Genomic DNA, 16,219 nt, shown 5'->3' with positions numbered 1-16,219 from the left:
CATTGCTGTAAAAATTTCCCTATCCCCTATCCCCCCTTGTCTTGGAAAATTATGACCTCACAGTTAATTGAAATTCTCTCGGCTGACGAAATTCGTCGCACCATTACCCGTTTAGCTTCCGAAGTTATCGAAAAAAGTGGCGATTTGAATAATTTGATTTTGATCGGTATCTACACGCGAGGAGTGCCTTTAGCTAATTTAATTGCTAGTCAAATTGAGAGCTTAGAAGGGGTAAAAGTTCCCGTGGGAGCGATCGATATTACCTTCTATCGCGACGATCTCGATCGCATTAAAACCCGCACTCCTGCTAAAACCAAAATGCCCCTAGATGTCACGGGAAAAACCGTGATTTTAGTCGATGATGTTATCTATAAAGGTCGCACAATCCGCTCCGCTTTTAATGCTATTATTGAGTATGGCAGACCGCAAAAAATCCGCTTATTAGTTCTCGTTGATCGTGGTCATCGGGAATTACCAATTCACCCGGATTTTACTGGCAAAAAACTCCCCACCGCAGCCGAGGAACAGGTAAAAGTTTATCTACAAGAGATTGACGGCAAAGATGGGGTGGAATTAATCAAATAAACAGAGGATTGGTAACTATCCCCAGAGGAAAATAAACAGAATTGCTCCGATAAGTAGGTAGGCGTTAAAAATTATCAGACACCCCCCTTATCAAGGGTAGGGTTGATTCATGAATCAACCCTACCTTATCAGGGGGGGCAGGGGGGATCGAACCTAAAATCCATTTTTAATTTAATTATAACCAGCTACTTAATAGCCACAAAAATAGCACTTGTTAAGTTTTTTCCTGTTTAGAAAACTTAACAAATTTAACCATTGAATTACTAAAGTCTGCTGAAGCTTTCACCCTCTATATATTTGCTAAATACAAAAATAATCTATTTTTAGGGCAAGGTAAAAGCAGCAATTACAGGATAATGATCGGAAGGAATAAGATTCAACCAACGGGAAGGATCGACTTTTGCCCAATCTAACTGCAAACGGCTATCATAATAAATGGTATCGATGGCTAAATAAGGGGTATCGGTGTAATTATTAAAGCTCATTTGTTCCGCTAATTCTAAATCGGCTAAAGCGTCCTTTAATTTAATTTCTGGCTGCAGAGGTTGAGTTAAAATCTGACGGGGTAATTGCTGAGAATTAACATTAAAATCCCCCGTTAAAAACAGGTAATCTTTTGTTAAATCTAGTTGACAAAAACGCTCTTGTATGCACTTCGCACCTAAGTCCTTAGCTTTGTCGCTATAGTAATCGAGATGGGTGTTATAAAACTGTAAAGTTTGCCCCTCAAGAGTGCCAAATTTAGCCCCCGTTACCATGCGGGGATAAGGATTACCCCAAGCTTCGGTAATACTGCCAATAACATCGGGAGTTTCTGATAACCAAAATTCGTAAATTTCCAAACATTTTAACCGACTTGGTTGATACAAAATCGCACAATGTTCATCTAATCCTGTTCCCCTGCGATCGCTGCCTAAACTTTGGTATTTTGGCAATAAACGGTGTAGATCCAATAGTTGATTAGCGCGAGCTTCCTGAGTACCAATTATATCGGGAGAATAGTGAGCAATTAAGGCCGCGACTGCTTCCCTTCTTACTCGCCAATTACGCTCATCGGGATCGGGTTTATCGTAGCGAATATTAAAGGACATCGCTGTTAGTTTCATAGCAAAATCGAGAATAGGGAAGATGGAAGGGAATGGGGATTTCTGTCAGTAAATAGTAATCAGTAATCAGTGAACTGAAAACCCACATCTGATAACAAAGTCCGAATCTAAAACCTAATTCGTTAAGCTAAAAGCTTTGATGTGCTTAGTTTCTAACCTTCTTTTTAGGTAGGAGAATTGCCAGATTCTGTCTTTTGCCTCTTGCCTTCAGAAGCTGATAACTGATAACTGCCTTTTTCTAGGATCGAGAATCAGAATCTACATCTGTCTTCACTTCGGGGATAATATCCGGTCTTTGGGCATCTTCCCAACCAACCGGACGTTTAGAATTATACCAAGCGATCGAACCGATGGTGACAGCAGCCAGAAAACCGACCACATAAACTGCCACGAAATAAACGGGGAATTTGCCACTGGCCACTTCTAGGAGTAGATACATAATTTTTTCACGATTAAGCTTTTAATTTGTATATCTTAACAGAATCGGCCCCCTCATCCCTATTCTCGATCGCTACTGGTCCACCAACCGGAAGGCAGCCAAACACCGCCATGAAAAGCTATTTTTGCCGGTGTCATCACATATCCCCAGGCTTCGCCGATCAATTCTCGCTCTAGATTATAAATAGGGATTCTGCGACGCTGATACTCGTTTTCTTCTGCAGCTCTGCCGGGTTGATAATCTTCCAAACCATCCAAAAGCCCAATATCATAATCTGCGTTAAAAGTCAATAAAATTCCCTTCACCCAGCCCTCCCCCTCGGTCAGTCCGGGATAACCGAGGGCGGTAAGATGGTATAAATGCCCCCTTGTGTAGACGGTTCTAGAGTTGATCACTTTTCCTGCACAGTAGGCAGAATAGTTACTCTCCCTGGGTTTCAGGGTTCCATAAACAAAAACTTCCATCATCGATCCAATTGTGCAGCTACTCCTCCTAATAGGATATCGCGAACAAATTGACTGGCTAAAAGTTCGTGGGGAAAACCGAGGGAAATGGCACTGATATTATCGAGTCGTTGCAGCTGTTCCCCAGTCAGGTTAAAGTCCACACAGGCGAGATTATCCTGCAATTGGGACAATTTTCGAGCGCCAATGATAGGAATTATGGGGTTAGGGCGATTTCTGAGCCAATTTAACGCCACTTGTGCCGGTGATTTCCCGATTTCTCTGGCAATCTCCAGGACAGTCTCGGCAATTTTCAGATCGCGATCAAAAATTTGAAAAGGTTGGTCGGTCATGCTTAAACGACCATCGACGGGGTGGGGTTGATTATATTTTCCCGTTAAAACTCCTCCTCCCAGGGGACTCCAAGCTGTCACCCCGATGTTTAATGCTTTGGCCATAGGCAATAATTCCCGTTCGGGGGTGCGTTCCTTGAGAGAATATTCTATTTGTAGTCCGATAAAGGGTGTCCATCCCCGTAGGGTGGCCAGGGTGTTTGCTTGGGAGACAATCCAAGCAGGACTGTCAGAAATGCCGATATAAAGCACTTTTCCCATCCTGACCAAATCATCGAAAGCACGCATCACTTCCTCGATAGGAGTGAGAGAATCCCAAATATGAAGCCAGAGTAAATCGATGTAATCAGTACCTAAACGCTTTAAACTAGCTTCTACCGCTTGAAAGAGGTTTTTTCGATGATTTCCGCAAGCATTGACATCGCCGGGGCGGGTGTTGAGAGAATATTTCGTGGCGATTACCCATTTTTCTCGATCGCCCTTGACAAATTCCCCCACTAATGTTTCACTGGTTCCGTTAGTGTAGATATTAGCAGTATCGAGAAAATTGCCCCCCGCTTCCGCAAAAGCCTGAAAAACCGCCCGACTTTCCTCTTTATCCGACCCCCAACCCCAATCTTCCCCGAATGTCATCGTTCCTAGACATAGTTCCGAAACTCGCAGACCACTATTACCTAAAAGTTTGTAACGCATAATTAACTAAAATTTTGAATAAGAAGTTAATTATAATTGAATTTGATCGACATTTTTGCTAAGTACATTTGGTAGAATTTTGACAAGTTAACCCTGGCCTTATTGATTAATCATTCTTTGCTTAGGTACTTAAGTAGGTAGGTGTTAAAAGTTGTCAGATCCCCCCCTTATCAAGTAGGGCAGGAGGGATCCCCCCGCCTATCGGCACCCCCCTTATTAAGGGGAGCAGGGGGGATCAGAGGCAAAATCTATCTTCAATTTAATTATAACTACTTACTTAGCAGACTCAGGCTATTTAGAAACAGCCCAAGAACGCACTTTACCTAAAGTTACAGGTGTGCGATCGCTGACATCAATCGTAAAGCGAAAAACTCGTTTGGCCCGCAGACCATTTTCGGGATCAAAGAATTTTAATTTCACATCCCAACATTCACTACCATAGCGACAAAAAGGGCTTTTTTCCACTTCAATACTGTGTAATTCCATTCCCATTGCTACTGCTTGGGAGAAGGTTTGTACGGCTTGAAAAGCGTTAGTAGCCGCAAAATTTAAAGCGCGATCCCGGGCGATTTGTCCGACGTTGCGTAAGTCATAATAAATGCGATTTAAGAAACTGGTTAGAGAACGCCGCATCCTCGCTTCATCGGCTATTTCATGTTCTGTGCGAACAGTTTCTATGGCTGATTCAATCAAAGTATTAACTTTCCAGCCATACATTCCTCGCGGACTATTAACCTTGATGACGGGAACAATTTGACCAGAAAAAAGTCTCACGGTTTCCTCGGTCAGCATACCGGGGATACTCACCCTTTCCACATAATCTTCGTCAGCTTCTGGCAATATTTGGCCTGCTAACATATATTGCATGACTTGATAAATCTCGGCGGCAAAAGCTCCCACGGGTTTAATTGCATATATGGGAGTTAGTTCTAAATTGACTGTCCAAATTAAAGATTTAGTTTCTGATAAATTACTTTCTAAATAATCTACCATTTGCCGCGCATCGTAGGGATTGGATGGTAATTCAAGATTATCGATCATGATGCTTGGCATTAATTGTTTAAAGGTGTCCCGACGCGCTTCTGTGCCGAAATCATAACCTAAATTTCCTAACACATAAACGAGGTTTGACCGTTGACTAGGAGTAATGCTTGCTTGACTAGCATTGATCAAGTTTGCAGAAACAGGAGTTGTGACAGCGATATTTGATGATACTTGATTAAGATTTGTGTTTCCACTAACCAGATGGGAATTGAGTTTTATTTCAGATTCCTTGACTAAGGGCTTTTTAAGCTGTTCTAGGTTTTCAATTGCTTGTAATTCTCTTAAAAGAACTTTGGCTGTAGCCGGTCTTTTTTCGGGATCAAGGGCAATTGTCGCTGCAATTAAATTTTTAATGGGTAGTGGTGCATCAAGTTTTTGTAGTGCAGCTAAAACATCTTCATAATTAGACAATTCAACATCAGTTAAACAATCTAACACTAAAATGCCAAAGGCAAACACATCTCTATCATAGCTGTTTAGCCCATTACCCGGTTCAGGAGGAACATAAATACCTCGCCCAGGTTTCAACAGAGAGACTAAGGTAATATTACTATTATCGTTATTGTCAATTTTCGTGGAAACGTTAAAATCAGCAAGCTTGACATTACTTTGATTGTCAATAAGAATATTTGTCGGATGAATGTCTCTGTGGATATAGTGATGACGGTGACAAAATTCCAGACCTTCAAGAATCGGTAAGGCAATATTTATATAAAAGTCATGCCAATCTTTATAGGGATAAACTTGAAGATAATCTTCTAAATTCCAGTCCATCCATTCAAGCACCAAAAACTCATTATCTGTATGTTCATCAACACCATAATCAAGCAGTTTGATAATTCTAGGATGTTTTAACTCTGTGAGAGCTTGTATTTCTCTCTTTAAGGCTTCATTTGCCATCTCCTTACTCAAGGATTTGAAAAAAGTTTTATTACCAGTTGCTAGTTGTTCCTCCAGATTTAGTTGATATACCTTAATAGCAAGATTTACGCCGGGGTTAGTTGCATCAACAGCTTTATAGATTTTAAAACTTCCCGTTGCTATAGGTTGTGGATCTAAAATGTATTTGCCACTGAGTATAGGTGAGGTGATGGCGTTTTCTGTTATTGAACTGGGTAAGCTTGATAATTTTTGTCCGGTAATTAATTCGTAAGCACCCGCAATATTGATTTTTCCTAATAAACAGCGTTCTGGTTCTTCTACTTCATTAGGATCGCAGGGGATGGCACTATTAATCAAGGCGGCTCTTACTGCTTCTGCATCGGGAGATAAACCCTGTTCTAATTGTAAACTCATCAATAAAGCGGCTGTTCCTGTCACAATGGGAGCCGCGCAGCTAGTCCCTTTTTTGCGGATGGGGTCATCGGTTCCGGGTTGAGCGCCTAAAATATTCTCTCCTGGAGCGAGAATCCCTTGAGTTGCATATTTACCGCCAAAATTACTAAATTTAAATGGCTCGCCTGTATCTTTCATCGCTCCCACGGTCAGGACATTTTCTAATACCGCCGGAACGCACCAACACTCTCCTTTATCATTACCTCCAGGGGCAATCACCAGGATATTATTAGCTTGAGCCTGACGAATCGCTTTATCAATAAATTCGTGAGCTAATCCGCTTTGAGTTGGGTGACAAGCGGCACAATGGATAATATTAACTCCCTGTTCAATAGCGGTACTAATTGCTCGGGAAAGATTGAGAGGGTTAATAAAATCTTCGTTGCTATAGGCGATGGGAATATTAATTACAGTAGCGTTAGGAGCAATCCCTTCTACAGGTGAATCTGGCTGGCCGCAAATGGTGCTGATAATATGGTTAGCATGGAAGCGCAAATGCAAACTTTCGCGGATGTTTTCATCGGGGATAGCTTCTTTGAACAAATCCTCTTTTTCTTCTTCACTTTTGCCACTTTTTTCTACATCTAAAAAGGCTTGTAAGTATTGCGGATCGATGGGAGATTCTTCCGACCAATAGGGATCAAGGCGGGTAATATTTGCTCCTTGAAAACAGGCGCGATCTAAGTCAATCGGTCCATCAAGAACGGCGATTTTAATGCGTGGATCGCCTTGGGTATGGGAGCGAAGAGCGGTGATTCCGGGGATAGCATTGAGATCAGGCATAGTTTTTGCAGGTTTTCAAGAACAGTTATAGAATAAAAGCTAGATAACAATAAATAGGGGAATTAAAGATGAGTTCAATGACCCCAACGGTACAATCCTCAACCACAATTCAGGAAACTTCTGCAACGGTGTATTGCTCTTCCCCTTTACCCGACCACACCCAACTCCCCGATAAAGATGGAAGTTTTGTGAAAAACTATCAAGAGCCTCCCCAAGCAGACCTTTTAACGGATACTATTACACCCCTTTTGGAGCAATTACATCCTGACGGTAATTACTGTCTGGGTCGAGATTGTGGGATTTATTGGCGATTGCCAGAGCATCCAGAATCCCTAGAAAAAGGTGCTGTTGCTCCCGATTGGTTTTATGTTCCCCATGTCCCCACGACTATTGATGGTCAAGTCCGGCGTTCTTTTGTGATGTGGAAAGAAACCATTGAACCGGTCATTGCCTTAGAATTTGTCTCAGGTAATGGTGAAGAAGAACGGGATAAAACGCCTGTTAAGGGTAAATTTTGGATCTATGAGCGAGCGATTCAAATTCCTTTTTATGGAATTTATGAAGTTAACAAGGCCCAGATCGAGATGTACCAGTTAGTTAATGGTCGTTACCAAAAAATGACTCCTAATCAGCGCGGTCATTATCCCATTGTTCCTTTAAAGGTAGAGTTAGGAATTTGGCAGGGGGAATACCAAAATCAATCCTTTCCCTGGCTTCGCTGGTGGGATGGGGAAGGTAACTTGTTGTTAACTTCCCAGGAATCTACTCAACAGGAACGACAACGAGCCGAACAGGAACGACAACGAGCCGATCGCCTAGCGGAACAGTTAAGGGCCTTGGGGATAGAACCTGAAGATTAATGGAAAGTGTTTAACACCAAATTCGACCCCGACGAAACGGCGGATCATTGGGATTCGCCTTGCGATCTTTGAACATGGTTTTCCAGCGTCCGTAATCTTCTAAACCAGTGGCGGGAACGTATTTAGCTTTAGGTTGAGTTGTTTCTGGTTGCTCAATCTTGGGTTTTTCCGTGGTTGGTTGGTCAACATTCGCAGCAGCGGGTGTTGATTCTGGCGCACCTTTAGGTTTACTAGCCATTGTTTGATTTCCTCCAGTGTTTTTTACTAGGTTTTAGAAGTCGATACTAATAACGAAAACCGCCAAAAGAGGACATTTTCAGATAGCCATAGTGAGGGTATTGAAACTGAGCCGGATCATTGTAGTTAGCTCCATGAACTAACTTAACTAAGATAGATACCAAGTCTTCGCCATCTCCATGAACAATATCGACGCATTCATGGGGATGAATAAAATGGGGTCGTTTGACGGGAGCAGATTGTTTGGGAAGTCTCACGGTTGTTTTGGGGTAAATAATGGGGGTAGGGGCGAAGCATTCGGGCATAACCTATCGCTGAAACCTTAGATTTCCTATCCGAATGCTTCGCCTGTACTTGAAGTCAGAAGTCAGCGCAGGGGAGAGGACTAATTAGGAGAAGACCAGGAACGAACTTCGCCCAAGGTGACGGGAATTAAGTCACTCACATCTATTGTAAACCGGAATACTTTACGAGCGCGACGGCTATTTTCCGGGTCGAAGAATTTTAACTGTACGTCCCAGCAATCGCTATCCAGCCGACAGAAAGGACTCTTAGAAACGTTAATACTGTCGAGTTCCATCCCCGCACCCACAGCCTCAGAGAAGGTTTGCGCTGCTTGGAAAGCATTGGTCGCGGCAAAATTGAGGGCGCGGTCTTGGGAAGTTTGCCCTAAATTGCGTAAATCGTAGTAGATGCGATTAAGGAAACTACTCAAAGTGCGGCGCATTTGGCTTTCTTGGGCTTCTGTTTGTTCTGCACCAACGGCTTCGATTGCCGCACTGACTAAAGTGTTAACGTGCCAACCATAAATTCCCCGAGGGCTATCCGGTTCAATGACGGGAACAACTTGTCCCGAAAACAGGCGTACTGTTCGCCCAGTAATCCTTCCCGGAATACTGACCCGCTGGATATATTCGGGGCTGTCTTCTGCTTGTACTTGTCCCGAAAGAAGTTCCTGTAAAGCCGCATAAACTTCGCGGGAAAAAGAGCCAAGAGGTTCAATGGCGTAAACTGGGGTAAGTTCCAGGTTCAGAGTCCAAATTAAGGATTTAGCTTCCGAGAGGTTGTCAGCTAAGTAATCCACAATTTGACGGGCATCGTAGGGATTAGAGGGAACTTCAATACCACCAATTACCGCTGTCGGCATCAGTTGTTTAAATGTGTCCCGACGGGCTTCGGAGCCGAAGTCATAGCCCAAGGTGCCAATGGCATAGACGATGCCACCAGCAGGTTCAGCAGCTTGGCTAGGGGTGACGGGTTTATTGGTAGTTTCGGGCATGGATACTCCTTGAGAGGTGATGACAGGATTGGGAATTTGGGCGACGGGAATTACCGGTGCGCTAGTTGCGGCACTCAGTTCGAGTTTTTGGCGTTCAGCCTCAGGGGTTTCGGGCGTACCACCGCAGCCACAGCCTGATGCTTCTACTGTTGCTTGGGTTTCCACAGATTCGGACATGGTTTCTCCTGTTAGTTGTTTAATTGCCCCAGAAATGTTCAACAATCCGGCTAAACATTTCGGTTCATTTTCACTGTCTGCATATTGGCAGGGGAGGGCGCTTTTTAGGATTGCCTCCCGGACTGCGTGAGGATTGGGGGTTTCTCCCCGCTGCACCTGCAAGCTGAGTAATAAGGCGGCTACTCCGGCCACAATGGGCGCGGCGAAGCTGGTCCCACTCAGTTGCACAGTCCCGCCCCCTGGTTTTGCCCCTAAGATGTTTTCTCCAGGAGCAAGGATGCCTTGGCTTTGGTAGGTTTCCCCCCAATTACTAAAGTCGAGGGGATGCCCTCTAGCATCAACAGCACCCACCGCTAGGACGGCGGGAAGGGCCGCTGGAACTTGGAGGCATTCACAGCCATCATTGCCGGCAGCGGCAACGAGAAGAATATTTCTCTCGTTACACATCTCGACGGCACGAATTAGCCAGTCTTCGGCTTCTCCCATATCAGTGAGGGCCCCGCCGCTAATATTAATCACCTTTGCCCCATTTTCGGCGGCTTGTTCAATCGCCCTCGCTAAATCGAGTTGGGAGAGTTTACGGTTATCGTCGGAGAAGACGGGGACGAGTAGGCCTCGACACTGGGGGGCAATTCCTTCTATTTCTGTTTTAGGTTGTCCAAAGATGAGGCTGGCAATATGGGTTCCGTGGGTGGACATTTGCCCGGCGGTGGCTTGATGCTGGACGAGGGTGGGTAAACGGGTTAGGTCTGCCCCATTAAAGCAGGGATGGTCGGTATCAACTACACCATCGAGAATGGCGACGGTTATTTCTGCTGCGCCTTTGGTTTGTTTTTGTAGTTCTTTTAATCCCGGAATAGTTAAGACGTTCATCTTTTTTTAATTCTTGGTTTAACCGATAAAATTAATAATTAAATACATCACAAACCTTTAAGTTTAATTCTTTGAATCTGGCAGATTTTACTAGGTCATCATTGCTAAAATTACCAACCTGTGTGTAAGCATTTTCTCTTAATTCTAAGACTAAAAGAGTTTGAGTTTGAGGATCAACTATCCAGTATTCAGGAATCCCACAATCTTGATATTGGCTTCTTTTGGCGATGTAATCTCTCTCTCTTTGGATTTCCCCCGGACTAACCACTTCAATGACTAATAAGGGGGGTGCCATGGAAAGAAGAATCGTATTTCTCTGGGAGAGTAATTGAATATGTTCTTCTCGAATAATGGTTAGGTCAGGATAACGGTTTTTCGGTTCGCCTCTCACTTCTAATTCTAAACCATGTCCTCTGACTCTATCTGTTCCTAGCATCAAAGCAAAGACTAGAAAAAGACGATTAGCAATTTGAAAGTTAAGTCCTGATTCTGGTGGCATTTCTACCAATTCTCCGTTAAATAATTCATAAGATTCCTCTGAATTATCCTCATATTGTAGATATTCGGCAAAGGTTTGAAAGCGGGGTTTTGTGATTAACATAATTTCTTCATCTCTTTTTGTTGTTTAATTAATTTTTATGGCAACCAATCGCGATCTAGTAATTGTTCTAGTGAGTAAGGACATTGAGAGGGAAAAATCACAGTATTCGCTGTTTTGATTTTGACGAAACCTAACGCATCTTCATAAATATAGTTTAATTCTTCTTCTAAATAATTACGGAGATTAGCCGTCATTTTTCGCCTTAATTGAGTCCGAAAATTATAGATTTCTTCCTGCCAATTAATTGTATTATATTCTGTTTCTTTTGTCCAGTATTGCAGTAATAATAAATGGCGGATAACCTGTTCTAAAAGACTGGCTACTGCATTTTTCTTTTCTTTGCCCAAATCCTCTAATTCCTCGATTAAATGTTCTAAGTCTAGCTGTTGAAATTGATGATTTCTAAGCAAGCTAATGGTTTCTCCTAGCCATTGAGAGTCATCAAGCTCGTAGAGTTGTTTTAATTGATGAACACCTAGCATAATTGATTATCTCCGTCTTGATTTTGTTGAATTTAGATTACCCTAACTAGATTGATGTTTGAGCGTAGCTATTCCTAATTGCAAAACCTCTAAAACCTTGGCTAAGTCACCGGCTAATAAGGCATCCCTATCTAACCATAATCCAGGGAAGATCTGGGAACAAATTATCCCTTCTGAGTTCGGTTCAAGTTTAATATATTCTTCATTTGTTAATCTAAACCAATCAAATTCTCCATCTTCAACTCGCCAGACTAGATATTCTTGCACTTGGTTACGGCGATAAACATTAAGTTTTTGATGTAAGTCAAGGGAGACTGTACTCGCTGCAATTTCAACGATTAACTCTGGCGCACCTTCGACATAACCATCCTCACTAATCGTTGATTGTCCACCATTTTTAATTCTTAATAGTGCATCGGGTTGAGGTTCATTGTCAGTATCAAGACGAACCGTACAATTATCACCTAATTGCAGATTGGGAGTAAAGGCTTTATACACACTTAGCCAACCTATAATATCAGCATGAGGTTCACCATGATTCGTAATTCTTAGGGGAGAAGCCATAATATAAACAATTCTTTCAATGAGTTCTGCTTTTTTTAGATTTGGCATAGCCTTATATCTACGCTCGAATTCACGACGAGTAAGCTTATCCCCATTTTCAAGGCGTGGAATGGTTAATTGAGGAGAAATTGTTGTAGTTGCTATCATTGATTGTCTCCATTAGCAGTTTTATCTTTTTGAGTATCTTGATATCAGGGAAGTTTTGTGGTTAACATAAAGTTTACTCCATTCCAAAATATTTATGATAGTAAAGCCTGATATTTTCAATTCTTGTTTTTTCGAGTTCCTCTAAAGCAACGCCTACCCAACCACCATAATCCGTTTCTTGGTTTCGATAAAAGCTATCAACTCGCATGGCGGTATCATTAAGTCTAAAGTGATTTAATAAATCACCTTTGTACTTTTTAAGCTGGTAGTAAAACACTGGATTAGTATTAGCTTTGGATAGTCCAAGGTGAAATACATCAGTATCTTTCAGAGGGGCTAATGCTACGGGGGGCATCTTACTCCAAAGATACTTCTTGACGTTGGGATCGTCAAAATTATTTTCTTTGACTTCAAAATAAAGCTCAATTTCACAACGCCCATCAAAATAAAAGTCAAAGCCAATTTGGGGAATATACCGAGCCAGAAATTGTTTGGGAAAGTCTTCTAAAAACCCTACTTCATAGCCGCTCAAAATAATTGCAGTTTGCACTTTTGCGATATAGTCTTCAATTCTGAAATGAATTTTGACGCTAGATTCTGTTAGTGATTCTCGTCGTAGATCAATCCCTGTGGTAAATGTTGTTACATGGCTAAAGTCAAAGTCTGTACCGAGAAAAGCCTGTAACAAGGAGTAGTCAAACTGAACACCAACCCGATTTTCAACTTGTTTAAAGAAAGATAACCCTTGAGACAAGTAGCTAGGCCAATGCTGCTCCGGATCTTTAAAACAGAATAGAAACCTGGATGCGATTAACTTGTCTAATTCTATCTTACAAGAGGCTTCAATAGTACAATCGCCCTCAACCCCCATCACGAAATCTTCAAACAGCCGCAAAGGATAAATCGGCTCAACATCGAAAGCTTGTTGATGGTTACGAATAAATTGTAGCCTTTGCTCTTTGAGGGAGCTTTTTTGAATGTCAGCAACTATCATAATGGCCAGTTTTTAGATTGTTAAAGGAATATTTTAGGTAAGGTGAGATTCCGTCTGCAAATTAGGTGGATGCCAACCAGCTTTAACCCAATTTTTACGCACAATAACAGCCAGATTACTATTTAATCTTAAAGCTACAATTGTTGCTCGACCACAAGCCGTTACTCCCATAATTTCCGTTCCTTCTTGAGTCCAAGTAAAATGTTCTTGCCATTTTTGAAGGCGAGGATTAAATAAGGAAACCAACACCTCAGATTTGGGATCAATAGCTTCAGTTTGAGTCCATTTATATTGATTACATAATTCACAAGCTAAACATAAATTATCTTCTGTATTAACACCTCCTTTAGCTAAAGGTTGGATATGATCAATTTGTAATCTCCCCATAATATAATCCTGGTGACTTAGGCAATATTCACAACGATTTCCTGCCCGTTGTCTAACTTTTTGGCGTAAGGTTTCTGTGAGAAAACTCATGGTATTAAAGGCTCTCTCAAACCTCGTTTAACGGCTTCAGCTAAGGCTATTGACTTTCTTAATTGTCCCATTTGGTAAATTGAGATTAAAACTAATAATTCATAGCCTTCGGCTTCGGTTAAGCCCGTATTTTTTCCCTTAGCTTGTAACTCTCCCAAGCGTTGATTTTGAACAGCATCCATTTTTGAATCAGCTAATTCAATAAGTTCGCAATCTAAAAGATGGGAAACTTCAAGATGATTGCCCACAGCTGAGAGATTATTAAAGGTAGGCAAAATGATTTCTAAGGTATCAATTAAAACCTCTGATAACTCTCGTTCTGTAGCCTTTCCTAAACATTGGGCTGATTCAAGTAAACTGACTGGTAAATTAATAGTAATTTGAGTCATTTGTGATGTATGAATAAGTAAATCTTACTTTAATCATAGCTCATCTAATTCTGTCAAAGGTACAAACCCAAGGAGAAGAAGACCCCAACCCGATGCCACTGGGGGAGTAAGCTGTTGGCTGGGGTTCATCTATCAGAAAAAGGCTCTACCACCAACCCCAAAAAATCTAAGTCTCGTCTTGTTCAAACCCCGTGCCAGGTATCCGAAAGCCCTGAATTAACTAGGGTTGTACGTCAATTCATTGAGGCAAACCGTGCGCCCTGGCAAGCAGAAAAAGACTTTTGACATTTTTTGAGGTTCGTGCTAGAATCGGGGGGACTACTCTGCGTCGTCGCCCGCAAAAGGAAAAGGACAAAAGGAGCAACCTCTAGTGAGTGGGGCGATCGCATTACCATCACGAGAGACGGTAGCGGTATTTTCCCGTTGGACAGGAGCAGCGTTACGAGGGGTCAGTTTTTTGCTTTTCATGGGGTGTATCCTCCATAATTTTTACTTAATTTTATTGTGTACCAGTTCTTTTTCCCCGAGTCAAGAGTTTTTCGGTAAAGTTTTGTTACTTCTCCGTACCACAGAACCCGCGAATTAACTAGGATTGTACGTCAATTCCTTGAGGCTAACCGTGCGCCTTGGCAAGGAGAAAAAGACTTTTGACCTGATTTGAGGTTCGTGCTAGAATCAAGGGGACTACTCTGCGTCGTCTCCCGCAAAAGGCAACCTTAATCCCAAAAATTCAAAGTGGGGAGCGATCGCATTGCCATCACGAGAGACGGTAGCGGTATTTTCCCGTTGGACAGGAGCAGCGTTACGAGGGGTCAGTTTTTTGGTTTTCATGGGGTAAATTCTCCATAATTTTAAGTCAAGTTATACCAGTTCTTTTTCTCCGAGTCAAGAGTTTTTCGGTGAAGTTTTGTTGAGTTTTTGTTAAGCTTAGATCAGCTTAAATTTCCCGAAGAAACCCCCAGCCGATGCTACTGGGGAGCAGGGAAGAATGACACCCTTAGATTGATGCGATCGCTTTCTTGATCAAGATCAAACATAGCATCTAAATCTCTATATCCACTAACTACTCTTGCGATTTCAATTCCGTTTTCAAGAGGGAAATAAAAGATTAGATAATCTTCTACAGGAAAACTTCGTAATCTAGGGATTAACTCATCGCGCCTACGTCCCAGATTGGGGAATTTAGCTAATTTTTTACAAGCCTGTTGGATTTTTTCTTTTAAAATTCTAGCAGCTTGCGGATTTTTCCCAGCCAAGTAACTATTAACTTGCTTTAAATCCAATCTAGCTGAGGGTGAGAAAATAATCTTTGACATTATTTCTGACTCATCGGGAAACCCTTAGCCTCTATTTGTTGTAAATCCTCTTCTAATTCTGAAAAAACCTCTTCGGCATTAATTCCTTCCTGTCGTCTTAATTCCTCAACGCCAATCATAACTTCCCGTTTCAATTCTTCAAATCTTCCTCGGTAAATTCTGTCTCTTTCTGCCAATAAACGCAATCCCTCTTGAATAACGGCTAAATCATCTTGATATTTTCCTGTTTTAATTTGTTGAGCAATCAAATCTTCTATTTCTGGTGTCAGTTGGATAGTGTTCATCGCTTCTCCTGATTACCTTTATATCATCCTAATCGAGTATTATAGCGCAGACTTTTTAGCATCTTATATTTTTAACAGATTTTCGGGTTTATCTCCCTGAATCTAAGTCTTCTAGCACCCGTGACTCAAGGAAAAGGGGAACCGAGAAGAGCAAAAACCTGTACTCCCCTGCTCCCTCTCTCCCCTGACCCCTTGCTTCTTCACCGTCAATTACAAGGAAGCAACCGTGCGCCTTGGCAAGGAGAAAAAGACTTTTGACCTGATTTGAGGTTCGTGCTAGAATCGGGCAGATTACTCTGCGTCGTCTCCCGCAAACGGCAGTTCGTACCACTCTTGACAATTTCCCTCCCCATCCTCTTGCACACAAAAAGTTCCCCAATCAAGTTGAATGATCGCATTACCATCGCGAGAGACGGTAGCGGTATTTTTCCGTTGCACAGGAGCAGCATTGCGGGGTGTCAGTTTTTTGGTTTTCATGGGGTAAATCCTCCAATGATGTTAATTAATTTAATTAAGCGGCCTTGACATCTTCTCGTCAATAGTTTTCCGTGAAGTTTCCGTGAAGTTTTGTGAAGTTTAGATCTGATCAGCTTAAATTTCCCGAAGAAAACCCCGGCTCTTCTAGGTTCTGTGTGATAAGTTTAACTTACATCGGATCGATCAATCTTTGTGTCCTTTGTGTCTTTGTGGTTCGTTCCACCCCCTCGCTAGGAGGAATGTATCTTAGAATACACTTTACCCACCAAATCCAAGAGAGC

At 42.1% G+C, this 16,219-nt stretch carries 22 protein-coding genes; 3 read left to right on the top strand and 19 right to left on the bottom strand.

Annotated elements, in window-relative coordinates; all coding sequences use genetic code 11:
* Window positions 1-51: 51 nt before the first annotated feature.
* Entirely contained in the window at window positions 52-585 is a 534-nt protein-coding gene (pyrR, locus tag IM450_RS10945) for a bifunctional pyr operon transcriptional regulator/uracil phosphoribosyltransferase PyrR (protein WP_287667707.1), read from the top strand.
* A gap of 323 nt (window positions 586-908) precedes the next feature.
* On the opposite strand, the gene IM450_RS10940 is transcribed toward pyrR, so the two are convergent.
* The 5 genes from IM450_RS10940 to IM450_RS22495 form a co-directional block, all read right to left on the bottom strand.
* The gene (locus tag IM450_RS10940; RefSeq protein ID WP_287667706.1) at window positions 909-1,691 is read right to left on the bottom strand and encodes an endonuclease/exonuclease/phosphatase family protein; all 783 of its coding nucleotides are present in this window, start codon (window positions 1,689-1,691) and stop codon (window positions 909-911) included.
* Between the two features lie 238 nt (window positions 1,692-1,929).
* Entirely contained in the window at window positions 1,930-2,130 is a 201-nt protein-coding gene (gene psb35, locus IM450_RS10935) for a photosystem II assembly protein Psb35 (RefSeq protein ID WP_002802560.1), read from the bottom strand.
* A gap of 59 nt (window positions 2,131-2,189) precedes the next feature.
* Window positions 2,190-2,597, bottom strand: coding sequence for a gamma-glutamylcyclotransferase family protein (locus tag IM450_RS10930; protein WP_287667705.1), 408 nt, complete (start codon window positions 2,595-2,597; stop codon window positions 2,190-2,192).
* A complete protein-coding gene (locus IM450_RS10925; RefSeq protein ID WP_002802558.1) occupies window positions 2,594-3,619 on the bottom strand; it encodes an aldo/keto reductase in 1,026 nt (341 codons plus the stop codon). The genes IM450_RS10930 and IM450_RS10925 overlap by 4 nt, the downstream gene beginning before the upstream one ends.
* 291 nt (window positions 3,620-3,910) lie before the next feature.
* A complete protein-coding gene (locus IM450_RS22495) occupies window positions 3,911-6,781 on the bottom strand; it encodes a PatA/PatG family cyanobactin maturation protease (RefSeq protein WP_353737000.1) in 2,871 nt (956 codons plus the stop codon).
* A gap of 68 nt (window positions 6,782-6,849) precedes the next feature.
* Between IM450_RS22495 and IM450_RS10910 the strand changes: the two genes are divergently transcribed.
* On the top strand, window positions 6,850-7,641 hold the full coding sequence (locus IM450_RS10910) for a Uma2 family endonuclease (RefSeq protein WP_287667703.1): 792 nt from the start codon (window positions 6,850-6,852) through the stop codon (window positions 7,639-7,641).
* Between the two features lie 10 nt (window positions 7,642-7,651).
* On the opposite strand, the gene IM450_RS10905 is transcribed toward IM450_RS10910, so the two are convergent.
* From IM450_RS10905 to IM450_RS10845, 13 genes are all read right to left on the bottom strand, one after another.
* Window positions 7,652-7,879 (bottom strand): cyanobactin biosynthesis PatC/TenC/TruC family protein, encoded by a 228-nt coding sequence (locus IM450_RS10905; protein ID WP_052278192.1) that lies wholly within the window; start codon window positions 7,877-7,879, stop codon window positions 7,652-7,654.
* A 46-nt stretch (window positions 7,880-7,925) separates the two neighbouring features.
* Window positions 7,926-8,183, bottom strand: coding sequence for a cyanobactin biosynthesis system PatB/AcyB/McaB family protein (locus IM450_RS10900; RefSeq protein ID WP_002753002.1), 258 nt, complete (start codon window positions 8,181-8,183; stop codon window positions 7,926-7,928).
* A gap of 80 nt (window positions 8,184-8,263) precedes the next feature.
* The gene (locus tag IM450_RS10895) at window positions 8,264-10,207 is read right to left on the bottom strand and encodes a S8 family peptidase (protein ID WP_287667700.1); all 1,944 of its coding nucleotides are present in this window, start codon (window positions 10,205-10,207) and stop codon (window positions 8,264-8,266) included.
* 31 nt (window positions 10,208-10,238) lie between these two features.
* Window positions 10,239-10,808, bottom strand: coding sequence for a Uma2 family endonuclease (locus tag IM450_RS10890; protein ID WP_287667698.1), 570 nt, complete (start codon window positions 10,806-10,808; stop codon window positions 10,239-10,241).
* Between the two features lie 35 nt (window positions 10,809-10,843).
* A complete protein-coding gene (locus IM450_RS10885; RefSeq protein WP_002802545.1) occupies window positions 10,844-11,290 on the bottom strand; it encodes a DUF29 domain-containing protein in 447 nt (148 codons plus the stop codon).
* A gap of 42 nt (window positions 11,291-11,332) precedes the next feature.
* Complete coding sequence (locus IM450_RS10880) at window positions 11,333-12,001, bottom strand: Uma2 family endonuclease (protein WP_149977548.1); 669 nt, start codon at window positions 11,999-12,001, stop codon at window positions 11,333-11,335.
* A 73-nt stretch (window positions 12,002-12,074) separates the two neighbouring features.
* A complete protein-coding gene (locus IM450_RS10875; RefSeq protein WP_002802539.1) occupies window positions 12,075-12,995 on the bottom strand; it encodes a LynF/TruF/PatF family peptide O-prenyltransferase in 921 nt (306 codons plus the stop codon).
* Window positions 12,996-13,028: 33 nt separating this feature from the next.
* The gene (locus tag IM450_RS10870; RefSeq protein WP_287667695.1) at window positions 13,029-13,472 is read right to left on the bottom strand and encodes an HNH endonuclease; all 444 of its coding nucleotides are present in this window, start codon (window positions 13,470-13,472) and stop codon (window positions 13,029-13,031) included.
* A complete protein-coding gene (locus IM450_RS10865) occupies window positions 13,469-13,861 on the bottom strand; it encodes a hypothetical protein (protein WP_287667693.1) in 393 nt (130 codons plus the stop codon). The genes IM450_RS10870 and IM450_RS10865 overlap by 4 nt, the downstream gene beginning before the upstream one ends.
* Before the next feature lie 318 nt (window positions 13,862-14,179).
* Window positions 14,180-14,329 (bottom strand): anacyclamide/piricyclamide family prenylated cyclic peptide, encoded by a 150-nt coding sequence (locus tag IM450_RS10860; RefSeq protein ID WP_287667691.1) that lies wholly within the window; start codon window positions 14,327-14,329, stop codon window positions 14,180-14,182.
* Between the two features lie 216 nt (window positions 14,330-14,545).
* Window positions 14,546-14,692, bottom strand: coding sequence for an anacyclamide/piricyclamide family prenylated cyclic peptide (locus IM450_RS10855; RefSeq protein ID WP_002802533.1), 147 nt, complete (start codon window positions 14,690-14,692; stop codon window positions 14,546-14,548).
* A gap of 137 nt (window positions 14,693-14,829) precedes the next feature.
* The gene (locus IM450_RS10850; protein ID WP_287667689.1) at window positions 14,830-15,177 is read right to left on the bottom strand and encodes a type II toxin-antitoxin system RelE/ParE family toxin; all 348 of its coding nucleotides are present in this window, start codon (window positions 15,175-15,177) and stop codon (window positions 14,830-14,832) included.
* On the bottom strand, window positions 15,177-15,461 hold the full coding sequence (locus tag IM450_RS10845) for a ribbon-helix-helix domain-containing protein (RefSeq protein WP_002797461.1): 285 nt from the start codon (window positions 15,459-15,461) through the stop codon (window positions 15,177-15,179). Before IM450_RS10845 ends, IM450_RS10850 begins: the two co-directional genes overlap by 1 nt.
* Window positions 15,462-15,581: 120 nt before the next feature.
* On the opposite strand from IM450_RS10845, the gene IM450_RS10840 reads away from it, so the two are divergent.
* Window positions 15,582-15,719, top strand: a complete 138-nt coding sequence (locus IM450_RS10840; protein ID WP_287667684.1) for a hypothetical protein — start codon at window positions 15,582-15,584, stop codon at window positions 15,717-15,719.
* Between the two features lie 33 nt (window positions 15,720-15,752).
* Here the strand turns inward: IM450_RS10840 and IM450_RS10835 are convergent, their stop codons facing one another.
* Window positions 15,753-15,938, bottom strand: coding sequence for an anacyclamide/piricyclamide family prenylated cyclic peptide (locus tag IM450_RS10835; RefSeq protein ID WP_287667681.1), 186 nt, complete (start codon window positions 15,936-15,938; stop codon window positions 15,753-15,755).
* Window positions 15,939-16,219: the final 281 nt, after the last annotated feature.

The organism is Microcystis sp. M083S1 (assembly GCF_020246405.1).
In the GTDB taxonomy this organism is placed as follows: Bacteria; Cyanobacteriota; Cyanobacteriia; order Cyanobacteriales; family Microcystaceae; genus Microcystis; species Microcystis aeruginosa_C.
Note: the sequence above shows the minus strand (reverse complement) of the source record. Positions and strands in the feature narration are given on the sequence as shown.